The sequence below is a fragment of the Shinella sp. WSD5-1 genome (assembly GCF_963942435.1).
Lineage (GTDB): Bacteria > Pseudomonadota > Alphaproteobacteria > Rhizobiales > Rhizobiaceae > Shinella > Shinella yambaruensis.
This window is the reverse complement of record NZ_OZ012596.1, coordinates 4,434,631-4,446,782: the sequence shown is the minus strand read 5'-3', so window position 1 is coordinate 4,446,782 and position 12,152 is coordinate 4,434,631. Positions and strand designations below refer to the sequence as shown.

Here is a 12,152-nt window from a genome sequence, read left to right as displayed (position 1 = left end):
CGCGATGAAAACACTACGCCTCCACAGCCCGCGCGTCATCTATGGCGCGCAAAGGACGCTGTGGTCCTCTCGATCTGCCCGTTACGCTTGAAATCGCGGTGGAATTCCAGCGTAGCGAACCGGCAATTCCGGCGAAGGGGCGTAGCGATAGCGCCCGGAATTGCACGGGAAGTCTTTCACATCCGTGAAGAAACGACCGGTCACGTCAAAAAAGGCGGCGGCGAAATGTTCGCCCCCGCCCGGTCTTGCATCCGAAAACGTCGAAAAGACGGCCGATCAACGGGCGCCGGGACGACCGCCGATGAGGCCTTCGCGCTGGGCGCGCTTGCGGGCCAGCTTGCGGACGCGACGAACGGCTTCGGCCTTTTCACGCGCACGCTTCTGCGACGGCTTTTCATAATAGTCGCGCATCTTCATTTCACGGAAAATACCCTCGCGCTGCATCTTCTTCTTGAGAGCGCGGAGAGCCTGATCAACGTTGTTGTCGCGGACAAGTACCTGCACGAGAATCCCGTTCCTTTGTTTGTTGCCGCCCGGCGATTCTATGGGTCGTCAGGCAAATAGATGACGTTCGCGCAGCCCAGAAGGCTGACGATTGGCGTGTCGGATACCAGATCGCAGCAGTGAAGTCCAGCCTGAAGCGCCGGGAAGCTGAGGATATTTGCGACAGGCCTTCCTGAAACCATCGCAAAACCTTCGATGACGCGCATGTCGCATGTGGTACAAGGTACGCCTGAATGCGTCGCAAAGGATACGGCGCGCCGCGCCAGGATTTGCTTTCTATCGGGGCAGGAAACAGGCCGGCCGGACCGGCGAGACTTTGAGGACTTGGATATGCGCAAATATTCGGTTTTCGCCGTCGCCCGCGAGGCGATGCGCGGCCACAAGGGGTGGGAGGCGCAATGGACCTCGCCCGAGCCGCGCAAGGAATATGACGTGATCATCGTCGGCGGCGGCGGCCATGGCCTCGGCGCGGCCTATTACCTCGCCAAGGAGCACGGCATCACCAATGTCGCGGTGATCGAGAAGGGCTGGCTTGGCGGCGGCAATACCGGCCGCAACACGACCATCATCCGCTCGAACTATCTCTATGACGAGAGCATGGATATCTACGAGCACTCGCTGAAGCTCTGGGAGGGCTTGAGCCAGGACCTCAACTACAATGTCATGTACTCGCCGCGCGGCGTGATGATGCTGTCGCACAATGTGCATGACAAGCAGTCCTTCCAGCGCCACGTCCATGCCAACCGGCTCTACGGCATCGACAATGAATGGCTGACGCCGCAGCAGGCGAAGGATTTCGTGCCGGTTCTCGATATCTCCGCCTCCGCCCGCTACCCGATCAACGGCGCGGCCCTGCAGCGCCGCGGCGGCACCGCCCGCCACGATGCCGTGGCCTGGGGGTATGCGCGCGCTGCCTCGGACCGGGGCGTTCATGTCATCCAGAACTGCGAGGTCAAGGGCATCCGCCGCGGGCCGGACGGCGCGGTGACGGGCGTCGAGACCTCGAAAGGCTTCATCGGCGCGAAGAAGATCGCGGTGTCGGCCTCCGGCCACAACTCGGTCATCATGGCGATGGCCGACGTCAAGCTGCCGCTGCATTCCGTGCCGCTGCAGGCGCTGGTCTCCGAGCCGATGAAGCCGATCTTCCCCTGCGTGGTCATGTCCAACTCGGTGCATGCCTATATCTCGCAGTCGGACAAGGGCGAACTCGTCATCGGGGCGGGCACGGACCAGTACAACTCCTATTCCCAGACCGGCGGCCTGCAGATCATCACGCATACGCTCGACGCCATCTGCGAACTCTTCCCGATGTTCCGCCGCGTCAAGATGATGCGCCAGTGGGGCGGCATCACCGACAACACGCCGGACCGTTCGGCGATCCAGGGCGTGACGCCGGTGAAAAACCTCTTCGTCAATTGCGGCTGGGGCACCGGCGGCTTCAAGGCGACGCCGGGTTCGGCGCATCTCTTCGCCCATCTCATCGCCAGGGGCGAGCCGCACAAGCTGGCGTCCGGCCTGACGCTGGACCGCTTCCGCACCGGGCGCCTCATCGACGAGGCGGCGGCGGCGGCCGTGGCCCACTGATGAACGGCGCGCTGCTTGCGGGCTTTCTTGTGACGGCCGGCACCCTGCCGGCTGGCGACATTCTTCCGATGCCGGGAGACTTTCGCTTTCAGAAGATCCAGAAGGCAGCGGGCGAGACGGATTGGCCCTTCGTCGCGAAGAGCGGGATGCTGGGGTGCGCGAAGGTGTTCGGCGGTCGGGCGGTCTATTTCCTTCCCGACGAGACGGACATGAACCGCGCCTTCAATCTCGATGTGAACGTCTTTGCGATGAGCATGGTCAATTTCGGAATGACAGACATTCTGGCCCCTTACGACAATGCCGAGCAACTCGTGAGGCGGATTGCTCCCTTCGTCACGATGGGCCAGCGACTTTGCGATCAGGCTCCGGGCACGTTCGTGTCGGGACCAGAGCTTTAAACAGGTAGGATAAAATGCTGCTGATCTACTGCCCCTACTGCGAGGAAGAGCGCTCGGAGCTCGAATTCCGCCACGGCGGCGACGCGCACATCGCCCGGCCCGCGAACATCGCCGATATCACGGATGAGGAGTTCCAGGACTACTTCTTCCTGCGCGACAACCCGAAGGGCCTGATCTTCGAACGCTGGCGCCATATCCATGGCTGCGGCCGCTTCTTCAACGCGGCGCGCGACACGGTGAGCGACAAGTTCGTCATGAGCTACAAGGCCGGCGAACCGAAGCCGAACCTTTCCGGTGAGCCGACCGCCACCGAAAAAACCGTCGAAACCTATGAAGCCGTGGAAGGAATCGCGAAATGAGCGGCGCCAATCGCATTGCCGGTCAGGGCCGCCTGACGCCTGCCAGGACGGCGCGTTTCACCTTCGACGGGAAGACGTTCGACGCGCTGGAAGGCGATACCGTCGCCTCCGCGCTGCTCGCCAACGGCGTGCATCTCGTTGGCCGCTCGTTCAAGTATCATCGCCCGCGCGGCATTCTCTCCGCCGGACCGGAAGAGCCGAACGCGCTGGTCGATGTCTCGCGCGATGCCGCCCGCCGCCAGCCGAACGTGCGCGCGCCGGTGCAGGAAGTCTTCGACGGCATGAAGGTGGAATCGCAGAACCGCTGGCCCTCGCTCGCCTTCGACGTCGGCGGGGTGAACAACCTCCTGTCGCCCTTCTTCGCCGCGGGCTTCTACTACAAGACCTTCATGTGGCCGAAGGCGGCCTGGGAGAAGGTCTACGAGCCCTTCATCCGCCGTGCCGCCGGCCTCGGTGTCGCGCCGACGGAGGAGGATCCGGACCATTATGCCAACCGCTACGCCTATTGCGACGTGCTCATCGCCGGCGCCGGCGTGGCCGGTCTTTCCGCAGCGCTTGCCGCCGCGGAAGCGGGCGCCCGTGTCATCCTCTGCGACGAGCAGCCGGAAGTCGGCGGCGCGTTGCATTATGACACGTCGGTGAAGATCGACGGCCAGAACGGCTACGACTGGGCGCAGGCGACGGCCGCCAAGCTAAGGGCGATGGAGAACGTCACCGTCCTCACACGCACCACGGCCTTCGGCTACTACAACCACAATTTCGTCGGCCTCGTCGAGCGCGTCACCGATCACCTGACGCGCCCGGACAAGAAGCTGCCGCGCGAGCGTCTGTGGCAGGTGCGTGCCAAGCGCGTCATCCTCGCCACCGGCTCGATCGAGCGTCATATGGTGTTCGCCAACAACGACCGGCCGGGCATCATGCTCGCCTCCGCCGCGCGCACCTATCTCAACCATTTCGGCGTCGCGGTCGGCCGCAAGGTCGGTGTCTATACGGCGAACGACTCGGCCTATGAGGCCGCCTTCGACCTGAAGCGGGCCGGCGTCACCATCGCTGCGATCGTCGACAATCGCGACAAGCCCGGCGAGGCCGTGGTCGCCGAGGCCCGCAAGCTCGGCATCGAGGTGCTGACCGGCCATTCGGTCGTCGATACCAAGGGCAAGCTGCGCGTCTCCTCCATGTCCGTTGCCCGCAACGGCGGCGGCTCGGCTCGCGCGATCCCGGTCGATGCGCTCCTGATGTCCTCCGGCTGGACGCCCTCGGTCCACCTCTTCTCGCAGTCGCGCGGCAAGGTGGCCTATGACGCCGCCTCCGGCCGCTTCCTGCCGGGCACCTATGCGCAGGATTGCCTCTCGGTCGGTTCGTGCAACGGCACGGACGCTCTCCAGGCGACCATCGAGGAATCGCTGGCGGCTGGCGAGCTGATGGCCCGAGCCACCGGCAACGAGGGCGGCGGCAAGGTCGAGCTTTCCGGCGAGAACGCCTTCGACTGGACCGGCGGCATGGCAGGCAGCGGCGAGGGGGCCGGCATCGACACGACCGTCAAGGCCTTCGTCGACTTCCAGAACGACGTCTGCGCCAAGGACATCCGCCTTGCCGTGCGCGAGGGCATGCACTCGATCGAGCACATCAAGCGCTTCACCACCAACGGCATGGCGACGGACCAGGGCAAGCTGTCCAACATCCACGGCCTTGCCATCGCCTCGGAAGTCCTCAACCGCGAGATCCCGAAGATCGGTCTCACCACCTTCCGCGCGCCCTATACGCCCGTCACCTTCGGCGCGCTGATCAGCCATTCGCGCGGCGATCTCTTCGACCCGGCCCGCAAGACGCCGATGCACGCCTGGGAAGAGGCGCATGGCGCGGTCTTCGAGGATGTCGGCAACTGGAAGCGCGCCTGGTATTATCCGCGCGCCGGCGAGACCATGCACGATGCCGTCAACCGCGAATGCCGCACGGTGCGCAATGCCGCCGGCCTGTTCGACGCCTCGACGCTCGGCAAGATCGAGGTCGTCGGCCCGGATGCCGGCACGTTCATGAACCTCATGTACACCAATGCTTGGGACACGCTGAAGCCCGGCCGCTGCCGCTACGGTATCATGCTGCGCGAGGACGGTTTCGTCTATGACGACGGTGTCGTCGGCCGCCTGGCGGAAGACCGCTTCCATGTCACGACCACGACGGGCGGCGCGCCGCGCGTCATGCACCACATGGAAGACTATCTCCAGACGGAATTCCCGCACCTGAAGGTCTGGCTCACCTCCACCACGGAACAGTGGGCGGTCATTGCCGTGCAGGGCCCGAAGGCGCGCGAAATCCTGGAACCCCTCGTCGAGGGCATCGATATTTCCAACGAAGCCTTCCCGCATATGAGCGTGCGCGAAGGGAAGATCTGCGGCGTGCCGACCCGGCTCTTCCGCATGTCCTTCACGGGGGAAGCGGGCTACGAAGTCAACGTGCCGGCCGATTACGGCGAGGCCGTCTGGGAAGCCATCTGGGCTCGTGCAGAACCGCTCGGCGCCTGCGCCTACGGCACGGAGACCATGCACGTGCTGCGCGCCGAAAAGGGCTACATCATCGTCGGCCAGGATACGGACGGCACCGTCACGCCGCACGACGCGAGCCTGAGCTGGGCCGTCTCCAAGAAGAAGACGGACTTCGTCGGCATCCGCGGCCTGAAGCGGCCGGATCTCGTCAAGGAAGGCCGCAAGCAGCTCGTCGGCCTTCTGACCAAGGACCCGAAGGTGGTTCTGGAGGAGGGCGCGCAGATCGTCGCCGATCCGAACGAGCCGAAGCCGATGAAGATGCTCGGCCATGTGACCTCGTCCTACTGGTCGGAAAACTGCGGCCGGTCGATCGCCATGGCGCTCGTCGCCGGCGGCCAGTCGCGCATGGGCCAGACGCTCTACGTGCCGATGCCCGACCGCACCATCGCGGTCGAGGTCAGCGACATGGTCTTCATCGACAAGGAAGGAGGACGCCTCAATGGCTGATCACGCTCTTCGCAAGGCGCCGCTTGGCCGTCACCATGGCGGCTCGGCCGGTGCGCGCGTCACGCCCGCCGCTCCCGCAACCCGCCTGTCGCTGCGTGCCGGCGAGGATGCCATCGGCACGCTCTCGCTGGCCTTCGGCCTCGAATTGCCAAGGCGGCCCAAGACCTCGGCCTCGGTCAGCGGCCGTCATGCACTCTGGCTCGGCCCGGACGAATGGCTGTTGATCGACGAGAACGGGGCGGATCTCATGGGGATCGCATCAGGCGTTTCCGCGCTGCATTCGGCGACGGACGTCTCGCATCGCAACACGGCGATCCTCGTCTCCGGCCCGGATGCGGCCGGGGCGATCGCCAGCGCCTGCCCGCTCGATCTCGGCAATGCGATCTTCCCGGTCGGCGCCGCCGCGCGCACGGTGCTCGGCAAGATCGAGGTGGTGCTCTTCCGTTCGGGTGAGGAAGACTATCGCGTGGAATGCTGGCGCTCGTTCTCGCCCTACGCCTTCGGCCTGCTGGTGGAAGGCGCGGAAGACGCCGGGCTCTGAGGCCTCAGAGGCCCCTCACCCTAACCCTCTCCCCGCAAGCGGGGAGAGGGGACGTGCCCCATAAAGAGAATTGATTGAGGAAACCGGCGCGGCATATCCCCTTCGCCCCGTTTACGGGGAGAAGGTGGCCGGCAGGCCGGATGAGGGGTGCTTTAAACGTCTTCCGGCCGATCCTTCGGATCGAACTGGATGATGGTGATCCAGTCGGCCGTGAGCGCCGGCTTGCGCTCGTCCTCGATCTCGACCGAGACGTCATAGCGGATGGTCAGCATGCCGGCGCCGCGAAAGCGGGCCTCGGCGAGCACGAAGCGGCCGCGCACGCGCGCCCCGCTTTTTACCGGGGTCATGAAGCGGACTTTTTCAAAGCCGTAGTTGATGCCCATGGTTTGTTCGATGATGCGCGGTACACAATCGTAGTTCATCGCCGACAGCAGCGAGAGCGTCAGGAAACCGTGGGCGATCGTGCCGCCGAAGGGGGTTTCGGCGGCAAGGACAGGGTCGGTGTGGATGAACTGATGGTCCTCGGTCGCATCGGCGAAACGGTCGATCATCGTCTGGTCGACGGTGAACCAGCGCGACAGGCCGAGCTCCGTGCCGACGAGGGCGGCGATGTCTTTCAGGTGAATATTGCTTGGCATGAGGCTTTCCCGCCGCTCGATTCGCGACATCCTTAAAGACCCGGTTTGTCCGGGCTGTGAAGATCAATGCTTTTCGACAAAAATCTCGACGCTGCGCGGATGAAGAAGGCTGGTCGCGGGACGGTTGACGGAAAGCAGGCTCGTCCAGCCGCGCCCCTCCGGCGGCGGCAGGGCGAGCGCCTGCTCGCCGTGCGTCCGGTTGATGGCGATCGCGAGATGAACGATCCGCTGCTGCTGTAGATCGGGCGTCTTGAGGATGGCAAGCAGGGTTCCGGCGAACGGCGCTTCCCAGTCGCCGGCCGTCATCGGCACGCCCGCGAGCGTCAGCCATTCGACATCGCCGGCGCCGCTGAGGAAGGGCGTTTCGCCGAGCGCGGCAAAGCGCTTGCGGATCGCCGAGAGCATGGCGGTGTGTTCGATCAGCCCTTCGTCCAGCTTGTCCCAATGCATCCAGGTGATGGCGTTGTCCTGGCAATAGGCGTTGTTGTTGCCCTCCTGGCTGCGTCCGCCCTCGTCGCCCGCCGTCAGCATGATCGTGCCCCGCGACAGGAAGAGGCTGGCCAGCAGCGCCTTCGTATCCGCCCGGCGGGCGGAAAGCACCGCGCCGTCCGTCGTCTCGCCCTCGGCGCCGTTGTTCCAGGAGTGGTTCTCGTTGTGGCCGTCGCGGTTGTCCTCGCCGTTCGCCTCGTTGTGCTTCACCGCATGCGAGACGAGGTCCATCAGGGTGAAGCCGTCATGGGCGGCGAGGAAATTGACCGAGCGCGTCATGTCGCCGCCATGGCGGGAGAAAATGTCCGAGGAGCCGGCGAAGGCGGTGACGAACGATCCCAGCCGATGGCTGTCGCCGCGCCAGAACGTGCGGGTGTCGTCGCGGTAGCGGTCGTTCCATTCGAGGAACGGCGCCGGGAAATTGCCGAGCTGGTAGCCGCCGGGGCCGATGTCCCAGGGTTCGGCGATCAGCACGCGGTCCTTCAGGAGCGGGTCGGCGCAGATATCGGAGAGCAGCGCGGCATGGGCGGAAAAGCCATCCGCCTCGCGCCCGAGGATCGTCGCGAGGTCGAAGCGGAAACCATCGACGCCGGCATGGCGCACGAAATGGCGCAGGCTGTCGAGCACGAGCTGGCGCACGACCGGGTGCTCGCCGGCAATGGTGTTGCCGCAGCCGGTGTCGTTGATCAGCTCGCCGGGGCGGCCCTCCACATGGCGGTAGTAGGTGAGATTGTCGAGGCCGCGCATGGAGAGCGTGGCGCCATGGCGGTCGCTCTCGCCGGAATGGTTGAAGACGAGGTCGAGGATGACGCCGATGTTTTCGGCGCGAAGCACCGCGACCGTGTCGGCGAGCTCCCGCATGCCGCCGGGCACGAGGCACGGGTCGAGCGCCATCAGGGCGATCGGGTTGTAGCCCCAGCTGTTGGAAAGGCCGAGCGGCGGCAGGTGGCGTTCGTCGATCCAGGCGGTGATCGGCATCAGTTCGACGGCGTCGACGCCGAGCCGCTTGAGATGGGCAAGCACGGCGGGATGGGCGAGCGCGCCCACGGTGCCGCGCATCCTCTCCGGCACGTCGGGGTGCAGCATGGTGAAGGCCCGCACCGCGATTTCGTAGATGAAGCCGCCGGGGCGGAAGAGCGGCGGCGCCACGCTGACGGGCCGGTCGCGCGTGACGATGGCCTTCGGCACGATCTGCGCCGTCTCCACGCCGAAGCGGGCGAGCCGGCCGTCATGAACGAAGCGGCGGTCGATCTCCCTGGCATAGGGGTCGACGAGCAGTTTCGACGGGTCGAACCACAGGCCGTGGTCGGGCGAATAGAGGCCGTCGGCGCGAAAGCCGTAGCGCGTGCCGGCGGTCACGCCTTCCACGAAGACGCGGTGGAAGCCGTTCTCGTCCCGTCCCATGGCCAGGCGGGCGAGCTCCCTGTCGCCGTCATTGTCGAACAGGCAAAGCTCGACGCGGGCGGCGTCGTGCGAATAGACCGCGAACTCCACCCCGTCCCCGGAGAGCGTGGCGCCCGGCGCGAAGGAGGGGGCGGTCATCGCCATCTCAGGTGATCACGGTCGGCGCATCGCGGCCGGTGCGGCTCCTGATGCCGGCGATCGTGTCGGCAACGGCGATAAGGTCGGCAAGGGCCTCCTGCGTGTCGATGTCGTGGCGCGCGGCGTCGGGTTCGAAGCGCTCGATATAGACGCGCAGCGTCGCGCCCGACGTGCCGGTGCCGGAGAGGCGGAAGACGACGCGCGAGCCGCCTTCGAAGAGGATGCGGATGCCCTGGTTCTTGCTGACGGACTGGTCGACCGGGTCGTTGTAGGCGAAATCGTCGGCCGTCGCGACGGTGAGGGCGCCAAAGGTCTTGCCGGGCAGCGTAGCGAGCTGGTCGCGAAGGTTCGCCATGAGGCCGTTGGCGGCCTCGGTATCGACTTCCTCGTAGTCGTGGCGGGAATAGTAGTTGCGCCCATAGGTCGCCCAGTGCTGCTTCACGATGTCGAGAACGCTCTCCTTGCGCACGGCGAGGATGTTGAGCCAGAGAAGCACGGCCCAGAGGCCGTCCTTCTCGCGCACATGGTTGGAGCCGGTGCCGGCGCTTTCCTCGCCGCAGATTGTCGCAAGGCCGGCGTCGAGCAGGTTGCCGAAGAACTTCCAGCCGGTCGGCGTCTCGTAGATGCCGATACCGAGCTTTTCCGCGACGCGGTCGGCCGCGCCGGAGGTCGGCATGGAGCGGGCGATGCCGGCAAGGCCCTTGGCATAGCCGGGAGCGAGATGGGCATTGGCGGCGAGCAGCGCGAGGCTGTCGGAGGGGGTGACGAAGATGCCCTTGCCGATGATGAGGTTGCGGTCGCCGTCGCCGTCGGAGGCCGCGCCGAAATCCGGCGCGTCGTCGGCCATCATCGTCTCGTAGAGGGCGCGGGCGTGCACGAGGTTGGGGTCCGGATGGTGGCCGCCGAAATCCGGCAGCGGCATGAAGTTCAGCACCGAGCCCTTGGTGGCGCCGAGGCGGTTTTCCAGGATCTCCTTGGCATAGGGGCCGGTGACGGCGCTCATCGCGTCGAAGACGATGCGGAAACCGCCGGAAAGCAGGGCGCGGATGGCGGCGAAGTCGAAGAGTTGCTCCATCAGCTCGGCATAGTCGGAGACGGGATCGATGACGGTGATGGTCATGCCCTCGATCTCGTGTGTGCCTTCAAGATCGAGGTTCACGTCCGCGACGTCGGCGATCTTGTAGCTGTCGATGGATTTCGTGCGGGCGAAGATCGCATCGGTGATCTTTTCGGGTGCCGGGCCGCCGTTGCCGATATTGTACTTGATGCCGAAGTCCTCGGTCGGGCCACCGGGATTGTGGCTGGCCGACAGCACGATGCCGCCGAAGGCCTTGTACTTGCGGATGACGTTGGAGGCGGCGGGCGTCGAAAGGATGCCGCCACGGCCGACGAGCACGCGGCCGAAGCCATTGGCCGCCGCCATCTTGATGGCGAGCTGGATGACCTCGCGGTTGTAGTAGCGGCCGTCGCCGCCGATCACCAGCGTCTCGCCGGCAAACCCCTCCAGCGAATCGAAGATCGACTGGATGAAGTTCTCCGCATAGTTCGCCTGCTGGAAGACGGGGACCTTCTTGCGCAGGCCCGAGGTGCCGGGCTTCTGGTCGGAATAGGGCGTGGTCGATACGGTCTTGATGGTCATCGGCTCATACTCGTCAGGAAGGGTTGGCTCGCGAAAGCAGGCTGGAATAGAGATCGGCATAGCGCGCGGCGCTGTTTTCCCAGGAAACGTCCGACTTCATGCCCTGGTTCTGGATGCGGGCCCAGATTTTCGGCTCGCGCCAGGCCTTGAAGACGCGGCGCAGCGCTTGGCGCAGGCCCTCGGCATTGATCGGCGTGAACTGGAAGCCCGTGGCGACGCGGGCGGAAAGGGCGGCCTCGTTGGCGTCGATGACGGTGTCTGCGAGGCCGCCGGTGCGCGCGACGACGGGGATGCAGCCGTAGCGCAGGCCATAGAGCTGGGTGAGGCCGCAGGGCTCGAAGCGGGAAGGGATGAGGATGGCGTCGGCACCGGCCTGCATGAGATGCGACAGCGGCTCGTTGTAGCCGATGACGATGCCGATGCGGCCGCGATGGCGGGAGGCCGCAGCGAGCAGTGCGCCTTCCAGGCCCTGGTCGCCGGAGCCGAGCACGGCGAGCTTGCCGCCCTGATCGACGATCCAGTCGGCAACCTCGGCGATGAGGTCGATGCCCTTCTGCCAGGTGAGGCGGCTGATGACGCAGAAGACCGGGCCGTCGTCCTGTTCGAGATTGAAGCGCTCGGCGAGCGCCCGGCGATTGACTGCGCGCTGTTTCAGCGAGCCGGCGGCATAGGGGCGGGCGATGTTCGTGTCGGCCTCGGGGTTCCAGACGGCGATGTCGATGCCGTTGACGATGCCGACGAGGTCGCTGGCGCGGGCATTGATCAGGCCCTCGAGACCCATGCCGTAGTCCGCTGTCATGATCTCGTGCGCATAGGTGGGGCTGACCGTGGTGATCGACCAGGCGGTGCGCAGCCCGCCCTTGAGGAAGCCGACGTCGCCGTAATATTCGAGCCCGTCGACGGTGAAGGCTTCCGGCGGCAGGCCGAGGGCCGGGAAGATGTCGGCACCGAACTGGCCCTGGAAGGCGAGGTTGTGCACGGTGACCACGGTGGGAATGTGCTGCAGGCCGGTATAGCGCATGTAGACCGCGGTCATCGCCGCCTGCCAGTCATGGGCATGCACGATGTCCGGCCGCCAGTCCGCCAGCAGGCCGCGGGCGATTTCGGCGCCCGCGAAGGACAGTGCGGCAAAGCGCTGCCAGTTGTCGATGAAGTCCTTGCCCGTGGCATCCGTATAGGGCCCGCCCGGCCGGTCGAAGAAGCCGGGCGCATCGAGCACGAGGATGTCGAGGCCCTCGTGCCGGGTGGCGAGGATGCGTGCGGGTTCGCCGAGAAGGTCGTCGAAGGTGGCGACCAGCTCGACGCTTCCCAGCCGCTGCATGACCGCGGGATAACCGGGCATGAGCGTGCGCATGTGCATTCCATGCCCGGCGAGTGCGATCGGCAATGCGCCGGCGACGTCGGCGAGGCCTCCCGTCTTGATCAGCGGGAATACTTCGGATGCCACCGAAAGGATGTTCATGAGGAC

10 protein-coding genes are annotated in these 12,152 nt (G+C 65.6%); 5 read left to right on the top strand and 5 right to left on the bottom strand.

The annotated features are described in order from the left end of the window. Positions 1-276: 276 nt before the first annotated feature. Positions 277-504, bottom strand: a complete 228-nt coding sequence (gene rpsU / locus AABQ55_RS21880) for a 30S ribosomal protein S21 (RefSeq protein ID WP_119256642.1) — start codon at positions 502-504, stop codon at positions 277-279. A gap of 330 nt (positions 505-834) precedes the next feature. Here rpsU and AABQ55_RS21875 point away from each other — a divergent pair, with 330 nt between their 5' ends. The 5 genes from AABQ55_RS21875 to AABQ55_RS21855 are packed head-to-tail and all read left to right on the top strand — an operon-like array spanning position 835 to position 6,376. Further along, on the top strand, positions 835-2,088 hold the full coding sequence (locus tag AABQ55_RS21875) for a sarcosine oxidase subunit beta family protein (protein WP_272806562.1): 1,254 nt from the start codon (positions 835-837) through the stop codon (positions 2,086-2,088). After that, on the top strand, positions 2,088-2,486 hold the full coding sequence (locus tag AABQ55_RS21870; RefSeq protein ID WP_272806561.1) for a hypothetical protein: 399 nt from the start codon (positions 2,088-2,090) through the stop codon (positions 2,484-2,486). The genes AABQ55_RS21875 and AABQ55_RS21870 overlap by 1 nt, the downstream gene beginning before the upstream one ends. 14 nt (positions 2,487-2,500) lie before the next feature. Continuing rightward, on the top strand, positions 2,501-2,845 hold the full coding sequence (locus tag AABQ55_RS21865; RefSeq protein ID WP_244768247.1) for a sarcosine oxidase subunit delta: 345 nt from the start codon (positions 2,501-2,503) through the stop codon (positions 2,843-2,845). Beyond that, entirely contained in the window at positions 2,842-5,835 is a 2,994-nt protein-coding gene (locus AABQ55_RS21860; RefSeq protein ID WP_272806560.1) for a sarcosine oxidase subunit alpha, read from the top strand. The genes AABQ55_RS21865 and AABQ55_RS21860 overlap by 4 nt, the downstream gene beginning before the upstream one ends. Then, a complete protein-coding gene (locus AABQ55_RS21855) occupies positions 5,828-6,376 on the top strand; it encodes a sarcosine oxidase subunit gamma (RefSeq protein ID WP_244768249.1) in 549 nt (182 codons plus the stop codon). Before AABQ55_RS21860 ends, AABQ55_RS21855 begins: the two co-directional genes overlap by 8 nt. 152 nt (positions 6,377-6,528) lie before the next feature. Here the strand turns inward: AABQ55_RS21855 and AABQ55_RS21850 are convergent, their stop codons facing one another. From AABQ55_RS21850 to glgA, 4 genes are all read right to left on the bottom strand, one after another. After that, positions 6,529-7,014, bottom strand: a complete 486-nt coding sequence (locus tag AABQ55_RS21850) for a MaoC family dehydratase (RefSeq protein ID WP_244768250.1) — start codon at positions 7,012-7,014, stop codon at positions 6,529-6,531. A gap of 63 nt (positions 7,015-7,077) precedes the next feature. Beyond that, the gene (gene glgX / locus AABQ55_RS21845) at positions 7,078-9,045 is read right to left on the bottom strand and encodes a glycogen debranching protein GlgX (protein WP_272806559.1); all 1,968 of its coding nucleotides are present in this window, start codon (positions 9,043-9,045) and stop codon (positions 7,078-7,080) included. A 7-nt stretch (positions 9,046-9,052) separates the two neighbouring features. Next, on the bottom strand, positions 9,053-10,684 hold the full coding sequence (locus AABQ55_RS21840; RefSeq protein ID WP_272806558.1) for an alpha-D-glucose phosphate-specific phosphoglucomutase: 1,632 nt from the start codon (positions 10,682-10,684) through the stop codon (positions 9,053-9,055). A 13-nt stretch (positions 10,685-10,697) separates the two neighbouring features. Further along, on the bottom strand, positions 10,698-12,146 hold the full coding sequence (gene glgA / locus AABQ55_RS21835; protein ID WP_272806557.1) for a glycogen synthase GlgA: 1,449 nt from the start codon (positions 12,144-12,146) through the stop codon (positions 10,698-10,700). Between the last annotated feature and the right edge of the window lie 6 nt (positions 12,147-12,152).

Excerpts from the sequence above, each read along its gene's own strand:
- AABQ55_RS21875 (WP_272806562.1), top strand. The coding sequence starts at position 835 with ATGCGCAAATATTCGGTTTTCGCCGTCGCCCGCGAGGCGATGCGCGGC.
- AABQ55_RS21870 (WP_272806561.1), top strand. The coding sequence starts at position 2,088 with ATGAACGGCGCGCTGCTTGCGGGCTTTCTTGTGACGGCCGGCACCCTG.
- AABQ55_RS21865 (WP_244768247.1), top strand. The coding sequence starts at position 2,501 with ATGCTGCTGATCTACTGCCCCTACTGCGAGGAAGAGCGCTCGGAGCTC.
- AABQ55_RS21860 (WP_272806560.1), top strand. The coding sequence starts at position 2,842 with ATGAGCGGCGCCAATCGCATTGCCGGTCAGGGCCGCCTGACGCCTGCC.
- AABQ55_RS21855 (WP_244768249.1), top strand. The coding sequence starts at position 5,828 with ATGGCTGATCACGCTCTTCGCAAGGCGCCGCTTGGCCGTCACCATGGC.
- AABQ55_RS21850 (WP_244768250.1), bottom strand. The coding sequence starts at position 7,014 with ATGCCAAGCAATATTCACCTGAAAGACATCGCCGCCCTCGTCGGCACG.
- glgX (WP_272806559.1), bottom strand. The coding sequence starts at position 9,045 with ATGACCGCCCCCTCCTTCGCGCCGGGCGCCACGCTCTCCGGGGACGGG.
- AABQ55_RS21840 (WP_272806558.1), bottom strand. The coding sequence starts at position 10,684 with ATGACCATCAAGACCGTATCGACCACGCCCTATTCCGACCAGAAGCCC.
- glgA (WP_272806557.1), bottom strand. The coding sequence starts at position 12,146 with ATGAACATCCTTTCGGTGGCATCCGAAGTATTCCCGCTGATCAAGACG.